Below are 20,627 nucleotides of genomic sequence, written 5' to 3'. Positions count from 1 at the left end.
CTGTGTTCCCGAGCGAAGTTAGGCGGTACGGGTGACGTCGAGAATGGCGGCGGTCACGTAGTCGATATTGCCGGGGTTGAGCCCCGGCAGGCACATGCGGCCGGGCGAAACCAGATAGATGGCATAGCGCTGCCGCAGGGTCTGCAGCTGCGCTTCGTTCAGGCCGGTATAGCTGAACATACCGCGCTGATCGCGTATGCGCCGGTGATCCAGCGAAGAACCTCCCCGCGCCAGGCCGGCGGCCAGCTGCTCACGCATCTGCTTGATGCGCACGCGCATTTCCGCCAGCTCATTGCGCCAAAGCTCACCGAGTTCGGCGTCGCCGAGCAGGGTTTCCACGATCTGGCTGCCGTGCGTCGGCGGGCAGGAGTAGCTGCGGCGGATCAGCGTTTTTAACGCGCCTTTGACGTTAGCGGCGTTTTCCGCATCGGCGCAGCGCACCGACAGCGCGCCCAGCCGCTGGCCGTACAGCGCCACGTTTTTGGAAAACGAGTTGCAGACCAAAAACGGCAGATCGGTTTTCAGCGCTTCGCGCAACGCCAAGCAGTCCTCCTCCAGCCCGTCGCCGAAGCCCTGATAGGCGAGATCGAACAGCGGCAGCAGCTTACGCCGCTGCAGCACGGCGAGCGTGGCGCGCCACTGCTCCGCCGTCAGATCGGTGCCGGTCGGGTTATGGCAGCAAGGATGCAACAGGACTACGCTGCCGGGCGGCAGGCTGTCCAGCGCGTCGAGCATGGCGGCGAAACGCAGGCCACCCGCCGCTTCGTCAAAGTAGGGATAGGTATTCACCTGCAGCCCGGCGCCTTCAAATATCGCCCAGTGATTGGCCCAGGTGGGATCGGACACCCAAATGTCACTGCGCGCCAGAAAGTGGCGCAAAAAATCCGCCGCCAACTTTAGCGCACCGGAACCGCCGACGGTCTGCACCGTGGCGATCTCGGCCGCCTGTTGCTCGCCGAACAGCAGCACCTGCACCTGGCGAGCGAACTGCGGCGAACCTTCGATCGGCGGATAACCGTGCGGGCGACGCAGCGCCAGCAACCGCTGCTCGGCGGCCTCCACCGCCTGCATCAGCGGAATATTCCCCTGCCGGTCGTAATAGAGCCCAATGCCTAAATTCACTTTTTTCGGATTGGGGTCCTGCAAATAGGCTTCCATCAGCGACATAATAGGATCGGCTGCAGAAGGTGCAATCTGTTTAAACATGACGCATCCTTAACTCGTTATTGAATTAATATGAAGATGGACTTAATAAAAATTAAATCAGGCGATGGCGCTGACGGTGATTTCTATTTTCATTCCCGGCACCACCAGTTTTTCGACAATAACCGTGGAGCGATTGGGATAAGGATAATTAAAGTATTTCCGGTAAATATCATCGAGCAATTTAACGTCGTTGACGTCGGTAAGATAAACGATCACCTGCAGTACCTTATCGCTGTGGCTGCCCGCCGTCTTCAACGTCTGCGCCAGGTTATCGAAGGTTAACGCAATCTGTTGCTCCGGCGCGCCGGTCTCGATGCTGCCGTCCGCCCGCACCGGGCCGTGGGCGGTAAACAGCATGCCGCCGCCCCGGGTGGCCCAGGAAAAAGGCTGGCCGATGTCCGGCAGCCCGGTCTCTACGATCTCGCGCATGTCAGTGGTTCCCGTGGTGGTCAAGTTGGCGAAGCAGCGCGCCGTCGGCGGCGAACAACGCATCCAGAATGGTGAAATGATTGGCGCCGGGCACCGCGACCAGTTCGGCCGGCAACCCGCGTTGGCGCAGCGCCGCGTGATAGTGTTGCGACTGACCGATCAGCTCCGGCAGCTCAGCTGCGCCGTAATACAGCGTGAGCGGCTTACTGCGCGTCGGCGGGTGGCGCGCCGGGCTTAGCGTTTCAATCTGCCGCTCGGTCAGCTGCAGCGCCCGATTGACATAGCTCTCTTGCAGCGGTGCCAGTTCGAACAGGCCGCTGATGGGAAAGACCGCCTCCACCAACGCATGCTGCTGCCAAAACGCCGCCAGATGCCCGCCGGCGGAATGGCCGCACAGATGCACCGGATGGGCATAGTGCGGCGGCAGACGGCGCTGAATAGCATCAAGCGCCGCCCCCACCTGGCGACAAATAGCGTCAAGATTAACCGCCGGCGCCAGCGCATATTCCACCAGCACCACGTCAAAACCCAACGCCAACGGCCCGGCAGCGATAAAGGCGAAATCCGCCTTATCGCAGAATTGCCAATAGCCGCCGTGAATAAAAATTAACGTCCCCTGGTGCTGCTTTGCAGAATAGAGCCAATCCATCGTCTCGCGTTCGCTTTCGCCATACGCAATATTCTTTTCATGTTTCGTCTGATGATAAATAGCCGCACTGCGGGTCTGAAATGAAGCCAAAATAGCGTCTTCATTATCCACCGCAGCGCCGTTGTCATAGCTCCCCGCAAGTTGTTTCATATATTAAACTTCGTTTATTATTTAAGATATGAATTAACTATTAGCACCGGCAACATTATTGTCAAGACGGGTCTATCAGCAATGCGCGCCCGGTAAAATAAAACAACACCGGCGGCGAAAAAGTTTAACCCATGAAACTTTTTGCGCTTATTTTCCCCGCCCGTCCGGCTGAATTTGCGGCAATGCGCTTAGCCGCTCAAACGCATAATCCCAAAAGGCACGCACCTTCAGCGGCATGCGCTGCGCCTGCTGCGCCACCAGCTGCACCGGCATCGGCAACGGTTCATGGTCCGCCAGCAGCCGCACCAGCGTACCGGCGGCCACATCGTCCGCCACCTGATACGAGAGCAGGCGGGCGATGCCCTTGCCGGCGCGCACCGCCAGCAGCTGCGCTTCCACATCGTTGAGCAACAGTCGGGGGGCCAAGCGCACCCGCTCGCCGTTTTCCTGCGGGCCGAAGCGCCATTCACGCAGCGACGGCCGCTGAGTGCCGACGATGGTGGCATGCTCCGCCAGCTGCGCCGGTGAGCGCGGCTCGCCGCAGCGCGCCAGGTAAGCCGGGCTGGCGACCGTCACCCGACTGACCTGCCCCAGCCGCCGCGCCACGCGCGAAGAGTCCTGCAGATGGCCGATGCGCACCGCGATATCCAGCCCTTCGTCGATCAGATCGAGATTGCGATCGTTCAACACCATTTCGATCTGCATCTGCGGGTAGTCATCGAGAAACGCCATCACCACCGGCGCCACGTAGCGGCGGCCGAACTGCACCGGCGAAGTGACGCGCAGCAAGCCGCTCAGCTGCGCTTCGGCGGTATCCTGCACCACCGCCTGATAATCCTGCAGCAGCTGTTGCGCGCGCTCCAGCAGGCGCACGCCCGCCTCGGTAGGCGCCAGCCGCCGGGTGGTGCGTTCCACCAGCCGGGTGCCGAACCGCTGTTCCAGCGCGGCGATCGCCCGGGTGATCGCCGGCGCCGAGCGCCGCAGTTTGCGCCCGGCGGCTGCCAGGCTGCCCTGCTGCACCACCGCCACGAAGATGGCCAACTCGTCTAACCGATCCATAGACTCTTCCGATAAGTGAAATTATCAATTTCCACATTGCCGGATTCCGCTCATTCACCGCAAGAGTATGCTGAAAAAAAAAGCACTGAGGAGAAACGCCATGTCCACCATCACCCTCTACGGCACCCCGCTTTCCGGCCACGTTCACCGCGTGGCGTTGCTGCTGCGCATGCTGGCGCTGCCTTATGAATGGGTAGAAGCCTCGGCGGAGGTGCGGCAGAGCGCGGCCTTTCGCCGGCTCAACCCGTTTGGCCAGATCCCGGTCTTGCAGGACGGCGATCTGACGCTGGCCGACAGCAACGCCATTCTGGTCTATCTGGCGAAACGCTATGCGCCGGACAGCCACTGGCTGCCGGAACAGCCGGCGGCGGCGGCGCGGGTGCAGGCCTGGCTTTCCAAAGCCGCCGGCGAAGTCCGCTACGGCCCGGCCTCCTGCCGATTGATCGCCCAGTTCGCGGTGCCGGAGGATTACCAGGCGGCGCGGGCAATCAGCGATCGCTTTCTGCCGCAGATGGAGCAGCACCTGAGCGAGCGCGGCTATCTGGCCAGTGAACAGGCGACCATCGCCGATTTGGCCTGCTACAGCTATGTGGCGGTCGCGGCCGAAGGCGGCATTTCGCTGGCGCCTTACCCCGCCATACGGCGTTGGGTGGCGAGCATCGCGGCGCTTCCCGGCTTCTTCGCCATGCCGGCCCTGCCGGCACCGGCGGCGAGCTGACGCCATGATCCCGCAACGGTTCCACCCCGATGAGCTGCGCGCGCAGACGCTGGCCGGTTTCGATCGCGTGGGCGGCGGCATCTACCCCGCGATGCCGGATCAGCACCGTGCGTTTTTTGCCGCACTGCCCTACCTGTTCGTCGCCACGCTGGACGACCAGGGCTGGCCCATCGCCACCCTGTTCAGCGGCCCGCCCGGATTTTTACGCACGCCGGACGACACGCACCTGCGCATCAGCGCGCCGCGCCGCAGCGACGATCCCGCCCAGGCGCTGTTGCTGCCCGGCAAACCGGTCGGCGCGCTCGGGCTCGACTTCAGCAACCGGCGGCGCAACCGCGCCAACGGCACCGTCGGCCGCACCGATAAAAACCGGGTGGAGATCGTCGTTCACCAAAGCTTCGGCAACTGCCCGCAGTACATTCAGCGCCGCGAACTCTACCCGGTGGAGAGCCAGCCACAGCCGGTTGAGCATTTAGCGTCGCTCGATGCGGCGGCGCAGGCGCTGATCCGCACCGCAGACACCAGCTTCGTCGCCAGCGGCGCGCATCTGGAACTGGCGCAGGGCGGCGTCGATATTTCCCATCGCGGCGGGCGGCCCGGCTTTATCCATCTGGAAGGCGACACGCTGTGGATGCCGGACTTTCGCGGCAACCGCTATATGAATACGTTGGGCAACCTGCTGGCCGAACCGCGGGCGGCGCTGCTGTTCATCGATTTCGATCGCGGCGACGTGCTGCATCTGCAAGGAAAAACGCAGATCCTCTGGCAGGCGCAAGGGGATCCCGGCGTGGAAGGGGCGGAGCGCTATTGGCGGTTTGACGTTCACCGCGCCTGGCGCTTTGCGGCGGCGCTGCCGTGGCGGGGACGCGATCTTGAGTATTCGCCGGCGACGCTGGCGACCGGAGTGTGGCACCGCTGAAATGAAAAGCCCCGCTGCGGCGGGGCTGAATCAGGAAATTACAGGCTGTGTTCGGCCGCCGCTGCGGCCTGATAAAGCTGACGAAAATAACTCAACCGCGCAAAGAACAGGCGGCTTTGCTGTTCCGACATATTGCCGGCCACCTGCCCGGCGTCAATCTGCCGCCCTTGCCATTCCATCAGGGCGATACTCGACGCCAAAAAATCCATTTCGCTGCCGTAGGCCGCGAGATGCCTGTCCACTGATTTCATCATTCGCACACTCCTTTTAATCACATCGAAAAGGGTCATATGCCTGCTCTTTCAGTATCGGCCCGGCGGCGGATATTTTTTGTACAGAAGGTGCGCATGAAGAAAACGCTCATCTTGTCGCCACGCAGGCAAACGGCGACGGCAAAGTTTGCTAGGGTAAAGGGTAGCCGTATGGGATAGACCATTCTATTGAACTCAGCAAAGGAAGAGACCAATGAGCACCAGCATCAGCGCTACCCTCAAGGACCCCACGCTGTTCCGCGAGGCCAATTACATCGACGGGCAATGGTTGCCGGCCAAAGCAGGCCACGCGATCGCCATCCATAATCCCGCCAACGGCGAGCTGGTTGGCCATGTGCCGGCCTTCGGCGCTGAAGAAACCGCGCGCGCCATCGCCGCCGCCAAGAAGGCGCTGCCCGCCTGGCGTGCGCTGACCGCCAAAGAACGCGCCGGCAAACTGCGGCGGCTGTTTGAGCTGATGATGGAAAATCAGGAGGATCTGGCGCGCATCATGACGGCGGAACAGGGTAAACCGCTGGCTGAAAGCCGCGGTGAGATCGCCTATGCCGCCTCCTTTATCGAATGGTTCGCCGAGGAAGGCAAGCGGGTGTATGGCGATACCATTCCGCAGCCCCAGGCGGGTCGCCGCATCATCGTGCAGAAAGAGCCTATCGGCGTGTTCGCCGCCATCACCCCGTGGAACTTTCCGGCGGCGATGATCACCCGCAAAGCCGGCCCCGGCTGGGCGGCGGGTTGCACCGGGGTGATCCGCCCCGCCAGCCAGACCCCGTTCTCGGCGCTGGCGATCGCTGTTTTGGCAGAGCGCGCCGGGCTGCCCGCCGGGGTGTGCAACGTGATCACCGGCCCCAGCAAAGGCATCGGCGGCGAACTCACCGCCAACCCGGATGTGCGTAAACTCTCCTTCACCGGCAGCACCGAAGTCGGCGCGCAGCTGCTGGCCCAGTGTGCGCCCACCATCAAGAAAACCAGCATGGAATTGGGCGGCAACGCGCCGTTTATCGTGTTCGACGACGCCGATCTGGACGCCGCCGTGGCCGGCGCGGTCGCCTCGAAATACCGCAACGCCGGCCAGACCTGCGTCTGCACCAACCGTTTTCTGGTGCAGGACGGCGTGTACGACGCCTTCGCCGCCAAACTGAAAGCCGCCGTCGCCAAGCTGAAAGTCGGCAACGGCCTGGATGACGGCGTCACCATCGGCCCCTTGATTAACCCGGACGCGGTGGAGAAAGTGCGCGAGCATATCGCCGACGCCGTCGAGCACGGTGCCTCGGTGCTGCTGGGCGGCAAGCCTGACGCGCTGGGCGGCAATTTCTTCACCCCGACCATCCTGACCGACGTACCGCGCACGGCGAAAATCTTCCGCGAGGAAACGTTCGGCCCGGTGGCGCCCCTGATCCGCTTCAACCAGGAAGCGGAAGCCATCGAACTGGCCAACGACACGCCGTTCGGCCTGGCCGCTTACTTCTACAGCCGCGACATCGGCCGGGTGATGCGCGTGGCCGAAGCGCTGGAGTACGGCATCGTCGGCATCAACGAAGGGCTGATTTCCACCGAGGTGGCGCCGTTCGGCGGCATGAAGCACTCCGGTTTGGGCCGCGAAGGCTCAAAATACGGCATCGAGGACTATCTCGAGATCAAATACCTGTGCCTTGGCGGTTTGGGCGCTTGATGCGTTCGGCCTCCGCGTCTGCGGGGGCCCTGTCTGGCGGATCCGGGAAGCCTTTGCTACCTTTAGGCCTCTCGTTCGAACGGTTAAAAGGAATTTCCAGTATGCAACCTCTCGTGGTACAGCTACCCGGCTTTTACGTCGCCGGCCAAACGGTCAGAACCACCAATCAGGACGAAACCCAGCCCGAGACGGCAAAAATCCCGGCGCTGTGGTCAGACTTTTTCGCCACCTCGCCCGCCACGCCGGTCTATGGGGTCTACTCCAACTACGCCTCCGACGCCGGCGGGCCGTTTGACGTCACCGCCGGCAGCGCGGCAGAGAGCGGTTTGCACATCCAACCCGGCCGCTATCTGGTGTTCCAGGCCCGTGGCGCCATGCCGGCGGCGGTTATCGCAGGCTGGCAAGCCATCTGGGCCTACTTCGAGCAACACCCGGAAATCGAACGCCGCTTCCTGACCGACTTCGAAGCCTATACCGGCCTCGAGGCGGTCGATATCCATATCGGCTGCCGCTAACGTAACAGTGAGATCGACGATGATCACCTTCTCCCCCGCCATTCCGATCCTGCGCATTTTTGCGGTCGATAAGGCCAAAGAGTTTTATCTGGACTTTCTCGGCTTCACGCTGGAGTGGGAGCACCGTTTCAGCGAAGATCTGCCGCTGTACATGCAGGTGACCCGCGCCGGATTGACGCTGCACCTGAGCGAACACTATGGCGACAGCACGCCCGGCGCCGCTATTTTCATCCCGGTACACGATATCGACGCGCTGCACCGGGAGCTCACGGCCAAAAACTACCGCTATGCCCGGCCGGGGTTGGAGGTTGTCGACTGGGGCAAAGAGCTGAACCTGACCGATCCGTTCGGCAACCGCCTGCGGTTTTGCGAGCAGAGCCACGAGGCCTGAGCGGCCTTATTGCCGGTACTCCGCCTCGCTGACCGGCTCCAGCCAGGTCACCGGGCTGCCGTCCACCGCTTCGGCGATGGCGATATGGGTCATGGCAGTGTCCGGCGTCGCACCGTGCCAGTGTTTGACGCCTGCCGGGATCCAGACGATATCGCCGGGGTGCATTTCCTGCGTGGTCTCGCCACACATTTGGATCCACCCGCGCCCCTGGGTGACGATCAGCGTCTGGCCGAGCGGATGGGTATGCCAGGCCGTGCGGGCGCCGGGTTCAAAGGTGACGGTCGCGCCGCCCACCCTGGCCGGCGCGTCACCGGCGAACGGCGCGTCGATGCGTACCTGCCCGGTAAAATATTCTGCCGAACCGCGCTGTGAAGGGATCGAACCGCTGCGTTGTATTTTCATCTGTCGTGTCCTCCGCGCCGGCTCTCACCGCCGGCGCTGATCGTCATGAGTCAGTGATGCCAAGATAGCGCCATGCTTTTACGGCGACTAGCGGGTAAAATGCGCAAGGAGCTATGAGCTCAATTCATAAATCTACGCGCGACAGTGCGCTCACCTTCCTCTTCGGTGCCGGTATGTTGAAAGAAAACTTTAACGATCTGATCGCTTTCCTGATGGTGGCCAGGGAGCGCAGCTTCACCAAAGCGGCGGCGCAGCTTGGGGTTTCCCAATCGGCGCTCAGCCACGCCATTCGTGGGCTGGAAGAGCGCCTGGCGCTGCGCTTGCTCACGCGCACCACCCGCAGCGTCGCCCCCACCGAGGCCGGTGAGCGGCTGCTCAACAGCATCGGCCCGCGCTTGGCGGAGATTGAAAGCGAGCTGAACGCGCTGGGTGAAATGCGCGATCGGCCCGCCGGCAACATCCGCATCACCGCCGGCGAACACGCGGTGGATGCGGTGCTGTGGCCGGTGCTGCGCACTTTTCTCGTCGATTACCCGGATATCAACGTGGAAATCACCGTCGACAACAGCCTGACCGACATCGTCGCCGGGCGTTTCGACGCCGGCATCCGGCTGGGAGAACAGGTGGCGAAGGACATGGTCGCGGTGCGCATCGGGCCGGACATGCGTATGGTGCCCGTCGCCTCCCCTGACTATTTCGCCCGTTACGGCCTCCCTGCCACGCCGCAAGCGCTGCAAAACCATCGCTGCATCAATATGCGGCTCCCCACCCTCGGCGGGCTGTACGCCTGGGAATTTGCCCGCGATGGCCGGGAGATTAAAGTGCGGGTAGAGGGGCAACTGACCTTCAACAGCCTGCGCCAGCGAATCGACGCCGCGCAGCTCGGCCTCGGCATCGCCTTTGTGCCGGAAGATACCGTCGCCGAGCCGCTGGCCGACGGTCGCTTGCTGATGGCGCTGGACGATTGGTGCCCGCCGTTTCCCGGTTATTACCTCTATTATCCAAGCCGCAGGCAACACACTACCGCCTTTGCGCTGCTGATTGAGGCGCTGCGACGCGGGGCTTAACGCCCGACGTTCTTCTGCAGATGCGCCGGGTAACGATCGCCGATCACGTCGATAGCGGAGAGCGCACGCTCGATCTCGCCCAGCTCGTCCGCCGCCAACACCACCGCCGCCGCCGCAAGGTTTTCTTCCAGCCGGTGACGCTTGGTGGTTCCCGGGATCGGCACGATCCACGGCTGCTGGGCCAGCAGCCAGGCCAGAGCGATCTGCGCCGGCGTCACGCCTTTGCGCTGCGCTATCTGCCCCAGCACGCTCACCAGCGCCTGATTGGCCCGGCGCGCTTCGGCGCTGAAGCGCGGCACCACGTTGCGAAAATCGCCGCTGTCAAAGGTGGTGTCCTCGGTAATGGCACCGGTGAGAAAGCCCTTGCCGAGCGGGCTGAACGGCACCAGACCGATGCCCAGCTCTGCCAGCGTCGGCAAGATTTCACGCTCCGGCTCGCGCCACCACAGCGAATATTCGCTTTGCAGCGCCGTGACCGGCTGCACCGCGTGAGCTCGCCGAATGGTTTGCGCACCGGCTTCCGACAGGCCGAAATACTTCACTTTCCCTTCGCGAATCAGTTGCTGCACCGTACCGGCCACCTCCTCGATAGGCACCTCAGGATCGACACGGTGCTGATACAGCAAATCGATCGTCTCTATCCGCAGGCGCTTCAGCGAACCCTCCACCGCCCGGCGAATATGCTCCGGACGGCTGTTCAACACCTGCTGCCCCGCCGGCTGCGGCAGATCGAAACCGAACTTGGTGGCGATGACGACCCGATCGCGCACCGGCGCCAGCGCTTCGCCCAACAATTCCTCGTTCGTGAACGGACCATAAATCTCGGCGGTATCGAAGAACGTCACGCCCTCGTCAACCGCGGCACGGATCAGATCGACCGCCTGCCGTTTGTCGGTGGCCGGGCCGTAACCAAAGCTCAGTCCCATACAGCCCAACCCCAACGCCGAGACTTCCAGCCCTTCGCGCCCCAATTTGCGTGTTTGCATCTTCACTCCCCCACTGATTGATACCGGCCCCGCCTGACGCGGAGCCGTTCCGGTGTGATGACTGTAAAACGCAACCGCCGCCATGACTATGGGGCGAAATACGCTTGAGCTTATGAGCCAGGCTCATGAATCAGATCCCTTCGTTGAGCGCTTGCGCGATCTCCGCCTCACACAGCAAGATGTTATGGTGATGGCAAGCCAACGGGATGACCTGCAGCCGCTCGCAGACGGCGCCAAGCCCATTATCGTCCACCGCCAACAGCGGCGCCGTGACCGCCTCCGGCAACTGCGGATTACCCTCCGTCGCCTTAAACAGCGTCACCCTAGTGGTCTGCAGCTGGCGGCTCAGCCTCCCTTCCGACAGCCGCCGCTCCGCCTGCCCTGCGGCCATGGCGCGTGTCGCCGCCTCGCCCTCGATGCCCAACGCCGGCAACAGCTGCTCCAGAGGCAACTCCGCCGTGGCCTGCCGGTAGAAGCTGTCCAGCAGATACAGTTGCACGTTACGGCAGCCGCGCGCTTCCAGACGGGCGGCAATCTCCAGCGCGATGATCCCCCCCAGCGACCAACCGAGAATGTGCACCGGCCCGGCGCCTTGCAGCAGACCGGCGGCGATCATGTCGTTCAGATACCGTTCGGCCAGATCGCCGAGCGAGTCGATGGCCGGTTGATGGTAAAGGTTATGGTTGTCGACGCCATAGCAGTTGAATCGCCCCTGCAACGGCTGAGCGAAAGCGTGAAACGCTTCCGCCCCCACCAGCGCCGGGTGGATCATCCATACCACGGGCGCGCCCTCAGCCCAACGGTTAAGCGGCAAGACCAGGCGGCGTTCGTTGGCGGCCAGCAGATTTTTCAGGGTGCGGCTTTGCAGCAGCTGCACCACCGGCACCGGCGCGGCCATCAGTTCGCCCATGCCGACGCACAGGGAAATGGCCTTGATCGAGGTGCCGCCCAGCAGGAAGAAATCATCCGTCATGCCGACCTGCCCGCACTGCAACGCCGCCTGCCACAGCGCGCACAGCTGCTGTTCCAGCTCGCTCGCGGGAGCGACATAGGCCTGCGGCTCGCTCACCGCCGGCGCAGGCAACGCCTTGCGATCCAGTTTGCCGCTGGAGTTATACGGCAGTGCTTCCAGCCGCATCAGCGCCGCAGGCAGCATGTACAACGGTAATTGCCCACTCATAAAGACCAGCAGCGCCGATTCATCCAGCGGCGCCTCGCTGACGTAATACAGCGCCAGGCGCTGCCGATGCGCCTCCGACAGCACGATGGCGCAGCAGGATTTGATCGTGCCGAATGCCAGCGCACATTGCTCGACCTCCCCCAGCTCAACGCGGTAGCCGTTGATTTTCACCTGAAAATCCATACGGCCGAGGAACTCCAGATTACCGTCCGGCAAATAGCGGCCGGCATCGCCGGTGCGATAAAGACGCTCTCCCAGCGCCGGATGGTAGATGAATTTCTCTTCGGTCAGCGACGGATTGCGGTAATAGCCGCGCGCCACGCCGATCCCTCCGATGTATTGTTCTCCCGGCAAGCCAGGCGGCAGTACGCGCTGATGGCGATCCAGCACGTAAAAGCGCTGATGCGCCATCGCCTGGCCGTAAGGCACGCTGGGCGCCAGGATCGGCGTTTCCGGGATGTCGTACAGGATCGACCAAATGGAGCTCTCGGTCGCGCCCCCGGCGCTGACGATCCGGCACCCTGGCCGCCATTGGCGAATACGCGCCGGCAGTTGGCGGGAGATCACCTCGCCCACCAGCACCACATTGCGCAGCTGCGGCCACTGCGCCTGCGACGCGGCGGACTCCAACTGCTCCACCAGCAGCGTCATCACTGAAGGCGCGGAATTCCAGAAGGTTACGCCCTGGGTCATCAACAGCCGATGCCAGGTCTCAGGCTGGTAGCGTTCGGTTTCGGACGGCATCACTATGGCGCCCCCCACCGACAGCAGGCCGAAAATATCGAACACCGAAATGTCGAAACTCAACGCGCTGAGCGCCAACCCGCGATCGTCCGCGCCGAGTTCCAGCTGGTGCAACGTATCGATGATGCTGTTCACCGCGCCGCGATGTTCTATCGCCACCCCTTTTGGCGCGCCGGTAGACCCGGAGGTGAAGATCACATAGGCCAGCGCGGAAGGTGCCGGCAAGACAGGCTCCCCCGGCGGAGCCGGCGGTAACCCCATGACGGCCCCCTGCGGATCGATCGTCAACAGCCTGGCCTCGCCGCTGGCCCCCCACTCGCGGCTGCTCAGGATAACCCGAGTCTGCGACTGCGCGACGATATCCAGGCGGCGGCGTTCCGGCCAGGCGCCATCCAGCGGCAAATAGGCCTTGCCGGCCATCAGAATCGCCAGCACCGCAATGATTTGCGCCCGCCCTTTATCCACCATCACCGCGATGGTCTCGGCGCGCATGTCCGCGTGCTGACGCAGCTGCAACGACAGCGTCAGCGCCCGCCGATACAGCTCACCGTAGTTCAGTTCGCCCCATTCATCGACGATCGCCACCCGCTGCGGATCGCGCTCGGCCTGACGGATAAAATCATGATGGATGGCGCGCTCGAAATCGTAGGCCGGCGGACAGGATTGATGGAAGGCGCGCTGCCGCGACATTTCACTCTCCGAGATCAGCGCCAACTGGCTGACGCGCTGCTCCCCATGATTGACGATCTGCGTGAGGATCGTCAGATAATACTCCCCCAGCAGCGCTAGCGTAGTCGGTGCAAACAAGGCGGTAGCATAGTTGAAGATCGCCCGCCCGCCCTGCGGCGCCGGTTGTATGCTCAGCGTCAAATCGAATTTGGCCGCCTGGTAGTATGCCAGCAGATCCTGCGGCACCAGCCAGGCCGGCGCGTCCCCCACCTCCTCCAGCGCGAACAGCGCCTGGAACAGCGGATGGCGCGACAGGTCGCGCGGCACCTGCAGCAGTTCGATCAGCTGATCCAACGGCAAGTTCTGATGCCGTTGCGCCTGCAGCACGCCGTCAAAGACCCGATGCACATAATCGTTCAGCGACACCGCATCGTCTATTTGCGAGCGCAGCGGCAGCGTATTGACGAAGAAACCGATCGCCGAGCGAGTCTCCGCCACCGGCCGGTTGGCGACCGGTGTGCCGACCAGAATGTCTTGCTGGCCGCTGAAGTAACCAAGCAGCAGATTAAAGGCCGCAAGATACAGCGCAAACGGCGTGACGCCTTGCCGCCGGGCGAACTGCGTCGCCTGCGCCACCAGTGCCTCCGGCAGCGCGATGACGTGGTTGGCGCCACGATGATCGAAGCGAGCAGGCCGCACGAAGTCGAGCGGCATTTCCAGCGCCTGCCACCCCGCCAGGGCATGGCGCCAATACGCTTTTGCCTCATCCGCCTGAGCGGAATCCAGCCAGCGCCGCTGCCAGACGGCGTAGTCGCCATAGTGCAACGGCAACGCCGCCAGCCCGGCCTCTTGCCCTTGCCGCTGCGCCTGATACAGCACGTCCAGCTCCTGCAGCAGCACCGGCTGCGACCAGCCGTCAAACGCCAGGTGGTGCACCAGAATCAGGCTGTAATTCACCCACCCGCCATCCGGCTGCGTAACCCGGTAAACGGCCGCCCTGATCGGCAATTCCGCCCCCAGCGCGAACGGCCGGTCGATATCCTGCCGCAGCCTGTCCGGCCAGTGCGCCGCCTCCAGCGTCACGCGCTCCAGCGAAAGCGTCAGTTCACAGACCCGGGCGACGGCGCTTTGGGATGGCATCTGGACAATCAGGCTGTGTAAAACCTGATGCCGGGCGACAACCGCCTGTAAACTGCGCTCGTAAGCCGCCAGACACACCTCGTCGCCGAGACGGAACAGCATCGGCACATGGTAAAGATTGCCGCCGCCGTTCAGATTCTCGATAAACCACAGCTGCAGCTGTGAAGAAGAGAGCGGATACTCGCGTTGCCGCAGCGGCGGGATCGACACCGGCGCGGCGCCCTGCTCCTGTTGCTGCAACACGCGACACAGCGAACGGATCGTCGGGAACCGCCCCAGCTCGCTCAGCGTTACCTCACGCGCCAGCCGCCGGCCGATCTGATAACAGGCCTGAATAGCCAGAAGAGAGTTGCCCCCCAGCGAGAAGAAGTTGTCCTCCACGCCGATATCCTGCCGCTGCAGCAAATCGCGCCACACCGCCAGACAAACGTTCTCCCATTCGCTCTGCGCCGCAACGAGCTCACGCGCCGCCCTTTCCGGCTGCGGCAACGCCTGTCGGGCTATCTTGCCGTTTTCGGTCAGCGGCAGCTGCGCCAGCTGCATCAGCGCCTGCGGCACCATGTACGGAGGCAGTTGGCTGCTCAAGTGCTGAGCCAGCGCCTGGGGGGCGATCGTCTCATCGGCAACGTAGTACGCGGCCAGGCAGGGCTGCGGTTGCGTGACGAGCACGCAGCAACAGGCGGTCACGCCCGGATAGGCGAGCACCGCATGTTCTATCTCCCCCAGCTCGATGCGATAGCCGTTCAGCTTGATCTGCTGATCGAGACGCCCCATGAACTCCACGTTGCCATCCTCCAGCCATCGGCCCACGTCGCCGGTGCGGTACACCCGCTCCTGCAGCTCGTCATGCCAGAAGAAACTCTCGGCGGTGCGTTGCGGATCGCCGTAATACCCGCGCGCCAGGCCCTCACCCGCCAGATAGATTTCCCCTCGCACCCCCGGTGCGGCGGGCCGTCGCCCGGCGTCCAGGATATAGCAACGCTGGTGCGGCAACGGTTTGCCGTAAGGAATGCTGACCGACCGAATGTTCTGACCGCGCGGGACCTCGTACAGCATGGTGAAGATCGCCGCCTCCGTCGCGCCGCCGGCGCTGCAAAAACGGCCGTGCGGCGCCCAGGCCAGGCAGCGTTCCGGCAGCGAGGTGGCGATCCAATCGCCCCCCACCATCACCGCCCGCAGCGCCGGTGCCGGCCCTGCCGTTAACCCCGCGCCGTTCACGTAATCCAGCAACAGCTCCATCAGCGCCGGTGCGCTCAGCCATTGCGTCACCCGATGGGCCATCATCAATTGATACCAGGCCTGCGGATTGCTCCTGTCCCGCTCGGCCGGCATCACGACCGCACCGCCGGCGCTCAGCGGGCTGAAAATGTCGAAGATCGCCAGATCGAAGCTCAACGCGCTGAGGGCCAGGCTGCGATCCCGCTCGTTGAGGCCGAAATACCGCCGCACGCCCTCCAGCATGTTCACCGCGCTGCGATGTTCGATCGCCACGCCCTTCGGTGTGCCGGTCGATCCTGAGGTGAAAATGATATAGGCCAGGCTGTCAGGCCCGGCATCCAGCGCCGGCAGGCGCTGTTCCGGCAGCGGCAGCTGCGCCGCCAGCCCTGCGGCATTCAGTTCGATCAGGTTGATCTCGGCGCAGGCCCAGGGTGCATCGCTGAGCAGCGTATTGATGCCGGCCTGCGCCATCACTTTCAGCCGCCGCTGCGGTGGCCATGCCGCCTCCATCGGCAAGAACGCCTTACCGCACATCAGCGCCGCCAGCAGGGCTACCGGCTGCCGGCGCCCTTTGTCGGCGATGACGGCGATGGCGTCGCCGGTCATCCGTCCTTGCACGCGCAGCTGAGTGGCCAGCGTCAACGCCGCCTCGTGCAGCTCGCCGTAAGTCATCTCCCCCTGCTCGTCGACAACCGCCACGGCCTGCGGACTGCGCCGCGCATGCTGCACGAAATCCTGTTGCAGGCTGCGTTCAAACGCATAGCCGAAGGGGGATCCGGCCGGCAGCGCCTGGCTTTGCGGTTGCAAGCGGATGTTTTCCAGCGGCCAGTCGTCGTGGTGAGCCATCTGCTGCAATACGGCGAGATAGTAGCCGGCCAGCCGATCCATCGACGCCTTGCTGAACAACGCCGAAGCGAAGTTGAAGCGCGCACGCATCTGCTCGCCCTGCGGCGTCAGCGTGAGCGTCAGGTCGAACTTGGCGGTGCGCTCATAAGCGCTCAGATCGACCACCGACAGCCAGTCCGGGCGCGCCTGCGCGCCGCCCTCGCTCTCCAGCGCGAACATGACCTGGAACAGCGGATGGCGAGAAAAATCGCGCGGCAGCGCCAGATCGTCCACCAGCGCTTCCAGCGACAGCGTCTGATGCTGCTGCGCCTGCAGCGTCGTGGCCGCCACCTGCCGCACAAACTCGGCGACGCGATGACGCGGATCGAGCCGCCGGCGTAAAGGCAGCGTATTGACGAAGAACCCAATCAGATTCTCCAGTTCGGGACGGTTGCGGTTCGCCAGCGGCGTACCGACCATGACATCGTTCTGGCCGCTGTAGCGGGACAACAGCAGCATGAACCCCGCCAGCATCACCGCATGCAGCGTCACCCCCTCTCTGCGTGCCAGCGCATCCAGCGCCTTCACCAGCGCCGCCGGCAACGGTACTTCGCTGTTGTCACCGCGCTCGTCGAAGACCGCCGGCCGCAAAAAGTCCAACGGCAGATCGAGTTGCTGGCAACCTGCCAGCGCTTGCCGCCAAAAGGCCAATTCGTCCGCCCGGCGCTGCACATTTTCCGGCGCTTGTTGCCAGCACGCATAGTCGAGGTATTGCAACGCCGGCTCTGTCGCCTCACGCCACGTCCCGCGATAGCGCGCGTCCAATTCCTGCAGCAGCACCTCAAGCGACCAGCCGTCAAAGACGATGTGATGGAACACCAACAGGCAAACGGTCGTTTCCCGCTCCGCCGCATCGCGGTAACGGTAGCGCGTGGCGCGCAGCGGCAGCTCGCGCGTCAAATCCATCGGCTGGCTGCAGGCTTGCGCCAGCGCAGCGTCAAATTCATCGGCGCTCAGCGTCAGCAAAGGTACCGGCAGCACGGTGTCGCTGACCCACTGACTGGCTTCGCCCCGGTCATTCTGGCGGATCAGGCTGCGCAAGATCTGGTGGCGCTCGACGATCGCCTGCAGACACGCCGCAAAGCGTTCGTCATCGACATCCGGCGGCAGCCGCAGCAGCACCGGCGACAGATAATGCGTGGCATTCACCGACAGTTGCTGAACAAACCACAGCCGCGACTGCTGAAGCGACAGCGGCGCCTCCCGCAGCCCGCCGGAGAGGATCGGCAGCTCATCCGGCGGCGCCTGCCGTTGGGCGGCGATGTGCTCGCTCAATGCGGCCACCGTCGGATGCTGATTCAACGTCAGTACCGAGATCTTTGCCCCCGGCAGTTTATTCACTTCGTGGCACAGCCTGATGGCCATAATGGAGTTGCCGCCGAGGCGGAAGAAGTTGTCGTCCACGCCAACATCGCCCCCCAGCAGCCGGTTGAACAGCGCCGACAGACGGGTCTCCAGCGGCGTGCCCGGCCGGCGAAACGCCGTTTGCGGCTCGACCGGCAGCAGTTCCGGCAATGCCCGGTAATCGACCTTGCGGCTCACCGTCAGCGGCAGCGCCGCCAGCGCCCGCATCGCCGAAGGCAACATGTAGTGCGGCAGCTGCGCCGCCAGGCGTTGCAAGATGTCGCCGGCCTCCGGCTCCGCGCCAGCTTGCGGCACATACCAAGCCGCCAGCTGGTCCGTAGTGCCGGGACGCAGACTCACCACCGCCTCGGCCACCTCAGGCAGCGCACGCAGCTGCATTTCTATTTCGCCCAATTCGATGCGATAGCCGTTGATCTTGATTTGCTGATCGTGCCGCCCGAGATACTCCAGACCGCCGTCGGCCAAGCGCCGCACTCTGTCACCGGTGCGATACAGGCGCCGGTACGGTTCCCGCAGTTCAAATGGGTTGGCGACGAACGTGGACGCCGTCAGCGCCGGCAGGTTCAGGTATCCCCGCGCCAACCCCACGCCGGCCAGGCACAGCTCGCCTTCTACGCCCAACGGTAACAAATTATCTTTCTCGTCAATCACATAACAACGCATATTGGCGATAGCGTGGCCGATATTGCGCGCGCCGTTGCGGCGATAGATATTCAGGCTGGCGCTGACCGAGGCTTCGGTCGGGCCATACATGTTGGCGACCTGCATGCCGCTGGCCAGGTAATGGTCGAGCGCTTCCTGCGCGGTCGCCTCACCGCCGGTCGCGAGATAGCGCACCGAAGCCGGAAGTTCAGGCAAGGTGCCAAGCAGCGCCGGCGGCAGGAAGCAGGCCTCGATGCCCCAGGCCGCCATCTGTTCGCACAACTGCGCCGGATCCCGCCGCTGCGCTTCGCTCGCGATGAACAGCCGGTGACCATTGTCCAGAGCCACGAACACTTCGAAAACGTGCGCGTCAAACGCCAGCGACGCGAACTGCAGGCAGTTGAGCGCATCCGGCTCATTGCACAACAAACGCTGCGTGTGGCCCCGCACCATATTGGCCGCGCCCCGGTGCTCGCACAGCGTGCCTTTTGGCCGCCCGGAAGTGCCGGAGGTGTAAATCACGTAGGCCAACTGCCGGGCGTCCACACTCGGCAAGGCTGCGGCATCCGCGTCGGCGAGCGGTTCATCTGCCGACAGGCAAAGACCGCCCGGCGCCAATCGCTGCGCCGCAGCCTGCAACGCGTTTTCGGTCAAGACGATCGGGCTGTTGACCTCTTGCAGGATATAATCCAGCCGCTGCGCCGGCGCGGCGGGATCCAGCGGCACATAGGCACCGCCCGCCTTCATGATGGCCAGCATCGCCACCACCGCCTCCGCGCTGCGCTGCAGATACAGCGGGATCAGCGTCTCCGGCGGCATGGCCACGCCGCACAGCCGTTGATACTCCGCCCGCAGCCGCAGCGCCAGACGATCGCTGCGCTGCGCCAGCTGGCGGTAGCTGAGCGATCCTTTGGCATCGGTCACGGCGATGCGCTCCGGGTGACGGCGCGCCTGTCTGGCCACGCCCTCGAGCAGCGTCGCTTCCGCATCGGCCGTTGCCGGCCCGCTCTCCCAGCCGTCGCGGCAGCGTAAAACCTGCTGCGCCGTCAGCTGCGGCCAAGCGGCAATCGGCGCGTCCGGTTCGGTTAACGCGCGCTGCAACAGCCAGAGATACTGCTCCGCCATCTCCGTCATTTGGGTCGCGTCGAACAGATCGGGGCGGTAGCGCAGGCGAAACTCAAAGGCCTGCTCGGTAGGCTGGTACTCCAGCAGCAGTTCCGAACCGGCCAGATCGACGTTGAAGCGATGATTGACGCCGATGCGACAACCGTCGAGCGCCAGCGGCGCATCTTTCAGGTAAGCCTGGGTAAAGTTGACGTTCAGCTGACGCACCGGGCTGAGGCTCAGCATGTCATAAACCGGCAACTGGCTGTGCCGCAGCTTGCCTGCCGCCTTGAGCGCTTTGCTGTAGGCCAGCGTCGCGCGGTACAGCTGATTGAACGTGGCCCCCGGGGCGAGGGTCAAGGGGAACACGGCGGTATTGACCTGTGCGCCGAAGAACAGCGCCTCGCCGCCCTCCGGCGCGACGGGATAACCGATATGCACCGTTTCCTGCGCGGATTGCCGGGCGATCAGCAACGCCCACAGCGTTTTGAATATCAGGAAAGGATTGGCATACCTGACGCCGGATTTCAGCGCCTGCCACTCGGCGAACGGTAACCTAAAGCGCACTTCACCGGCGCCAGGCGCTTCGGGGGCTGCGCCGGGAAGATAAGGCAACGCCACGCGCGGAGCGCATTCAGCCAGCAGGTTACCCCAGAATGACGCAGAGCCGAACTCGTGCTTCAACGTCGCGACATCCGCCTCATAACGCTCGTACAATGTGCAGATGTCCGTTTCATCCGCCTGCGGCGGCGCCACCGCCGCGCCGCGATTGTAATAGGCGGAAACGGCGCTGTAGAACTCCTGCCCCGACAGGCCGTCGATCAGGATGTGATGAACGACAATGATCAGGTTATAGCGCTGAGGGGCCAGCTCAATCAGGTAGAAGCGGCACAGCGGCCCTTCCCGGAGATCGAACGGCGTGTTGATTAACTTACCGATATCACAATCGGCATCGAGCGTTTCCAACGCAATTTTTTTCGCCGTCTTTACCCAGCGCAGTGGCGAGGAACTGTCATCCAAAACGTGGTGAAACAGAATATAGTCCCGGCAAACCCCGTCGATCGCCGCGCGCAATCGTCCGACGTCCAGCTCTCCCTCAATCGTCTGATCCAGCACCAGGTTGTACTCGCAGGAGTGTGGATTGAGCACGTACTCATTCCAAAACGTGTGGGTATAGGGTGAAGCGATGAGCACGTTCATAAAGCAATTCCCTTTTAATATATTCCAAAAATATATCAACCACTACTT

General features: G+C 63.4%; 14 protein-coding genes. 6 read left to right on the top strand and 8 right to left on the bottom strand.

Translation table 11 applies throughout. The annotated features are described in order from the left end of the window. Nucleotides 1–18: 18 nt before the first annotated feature. The 4 genes from ACUXAC_RS03750 to ACUXAC_RS03735 form a co-directional block, all read right to left on the bottom strand. Nucleotides 19–1,206 carry an amino acid aminotransferase gene (locus tag ACUXAC_RS03750; RefSeq protein WP_454266496.1) on the bottom strand — a complete coding sequence of 396 codons (1,188 nt, stop codon included), beginning with the start codon at nucleotides 1,204–1,206 and terminating at the stop codon, nucleotides 19–21. A gap of 57 nt (nucleotides 1,207–1,263) precedes the next feature. Beyond that, entirely contained in the window at nucleotides 1,264–1,635 is a 372-nt protein-coding gene (locus tag ACUXAC_RS03745; protein ID WP_197795262.1) for a RidA family protein, read from the bottom strand. A gap of 1 nt (nucleotide 1,636) precedes the next feature. After that, complete coding sequence (locus ACUXAC_RS03740; protein ID WP_454266495.1) at nucleotides 1,637–2,434, bottom strand: alpha/beta hydrolase; 798 nt, start codon at nucleotides 2,432–2,434, stop codon at nucleotides 1,637–1,639. A 147-nt stretch (nucleotides 2,435–2,581) separates the two neighbouring features. Beyond that, nucleotides 2,582–3,493 carry a LysR family transcriptional regulator gene (locus tag ACUXAC_RS03735; RefSeq protein WP_047730355.1) on the bottom strand — a complete coding sequence of 304 codons (912 nt, stop codon included), beginning with the start codon at nucleotides 3,491–3,493 and terminating at the stop codon, nucleotides 2,582–2,584. Nucleotides 3,494–3,593: 100 nt separating this feature from the next. On the opposite strand from ACUXAC_RS03735, the gene ACUXAC_RS03730 reads away from it, so the two are divergent. Together ACUXAC_RS03730 and ACUXAC_RS03725 are read left to right on the top strand one after the other, a co-directional pair. After that, nucleotides 3,594–4,211, top strand: coding sequence for a glutathione S-transferase family protein (locus ACUXAC_RS03730; RefSeq protein ID WP_084827599.1), 618 nt, complete (start codon nucleotides 3,594–3,596; stop codon nucleotides 4,209–4,211). A 4-nt stretch (nucleotides 4,212–4,215) separates the two neighbouring features. Further along, on the top strand, nucleotides 4,216–5,130 hold the full coding sequence (locus tag ACUXAC_RS03725; protein ID WP_454266494.1) for a pyridoxamine 5'-phosphate oxidase family protein: 915 nt from the start codon (nucleotides 4,216–4,218) through the stop codon (nucleotides 5,128–5,130). A 38-nt stretch (nucleotides 5,131–5,168) separates the two neighbouring features. Here ACUXAC_RS03725 and ACUXAC_RS03720 read toward each other — a convergent pair whose 3' ends face one another. Then, a complete protein-coding gene (locus ACUXAC_RS03720) occupies nucleotides 5,169–5,384 on the bottom strand; it encodes a glycogen synthesis protein (protein WP_049201387.1) in 216 nt (71 codons plus the stop codon). A 211-nt stretch (nucleotides 5,385–5,595) separates the two neighbouring features. On the opposite strand from ACUXAC_RS03720, the gene gabD reads away from it, so the two are divergent. The 3 genes from gabD to ACUXAC_RS03705 all read left to right on the top strand — a co-directional run bounded on the left by gabD (nucleotide 5,596) and on the right by ACUXAC_RS03705 (nucleotide 7,977). Further along, the gene (gabD, locus tag ACUXAC_RS03715) at nucleotides 5,596–7,071 is read left to right on the top strand and encodes an NADP-dependent succinate-semialdehyde dehydrogenase (RefSeq protein WP_060420548.1); all 1,476 of its coding nucleotides are present in this window, start codon (nucleotides 5,596–5,598) and stop codon (nucleotides 7,069–7,071) included. Nucleotides 7,072–7,172: 101 nt separating this feature from the next. Next, a complete protein-coding gene (locus ACUXAC_RS03710; protein WP_336850983.1) occupies nucleotides 7,173–7,586 on the top strand; it encodes a GyrI-like domain-containing protein in 414 nt (137 codons plus the stop codon). Between the two features lie 22 nt (nucleotides 7,587–7,608). Next, nucleotides 7,609–7,977 (top strand): glyoxalase superfamily protein, encoded by a 369-nt coding sequence (locus ACUXAC_RS03705; RefSeq protein ID WP_165384357.1) that lies wholly within the window; start codon nucleotides 7,609–7,611, stop codon nucleotides 7,975–7,977. A 6-nt stretch (nucleotides 7,978–7,983) separates the two neighbouring features. Here ACUXAC_RS03705 and ACUXAC_RS03700 read toward each other — a convergent pair whose 3' ends face one another. Beyond that, a complete protein-coding gene (locus ACUXAC_RS03700) occupies nucleotides 7,984–8,379 on the bottom strand; it encodes a (R)-mandelonitrile lyase (RefSeq protein ID WP_454266492.1) in 396 nt (131 codons plus the stop codon). 173 nt (nucleotides 8,380–8,552) lie between these two features. Between ACUXAC_RS03700 and ACUXAC_RS03695 the strand changes: the two genes are divergently transcribed. Continuing rightward, nucleotides 8,553–9,446, top strand: coding sequence for a LysR family transcriptional regulator (locus tag ACUXAC_RS03695; RefSeq protein ID WP_043140030.1), 894 nt, complete (start codon nucleotides 8,553–8,555; stop codon nucleotides 9,444–9,446). Here ACUXAC_RS03695 and ACUXAC_RS03690 read toward each other — a convergent pair. Then, a complete protein-coding gene (locus ACUXAC_RS03690) occupies nucleotides 9,443–10,432 on the bottom strand; it encodes an aldo/keto reductase (protein ID WP_454266491.1) in 990 nt (329 codons plus the stop codon). The genes ACUXAC_RS03695 and ACUXAC_RS03690 overlap by 4 nt on opposite strands. Nucleotides 10,433–10,562: 130 nt before the next feature. Further along, nucleotides 10,563–20,579, bottom strand: a complete 10,017-nt coding sequence (locus ACUXAC_RS03685) for an amino acid adenylation domain-containing protein (protein ID WP_454266490.1) — start codon at nucleotides 20,577–20,579, stop codon at nucleotides 10,563–10,565. Nucleotides 20,580–20,627: the final 48 nt, after the last annotated feature.

The organism is Serratia sp. 121840015-1, assembly GCF_053627655.1.
Note: the sequence above shows the minus strand (reverse complement) of the source record. Positions and strands in the feature narration are given on the sequence as shown.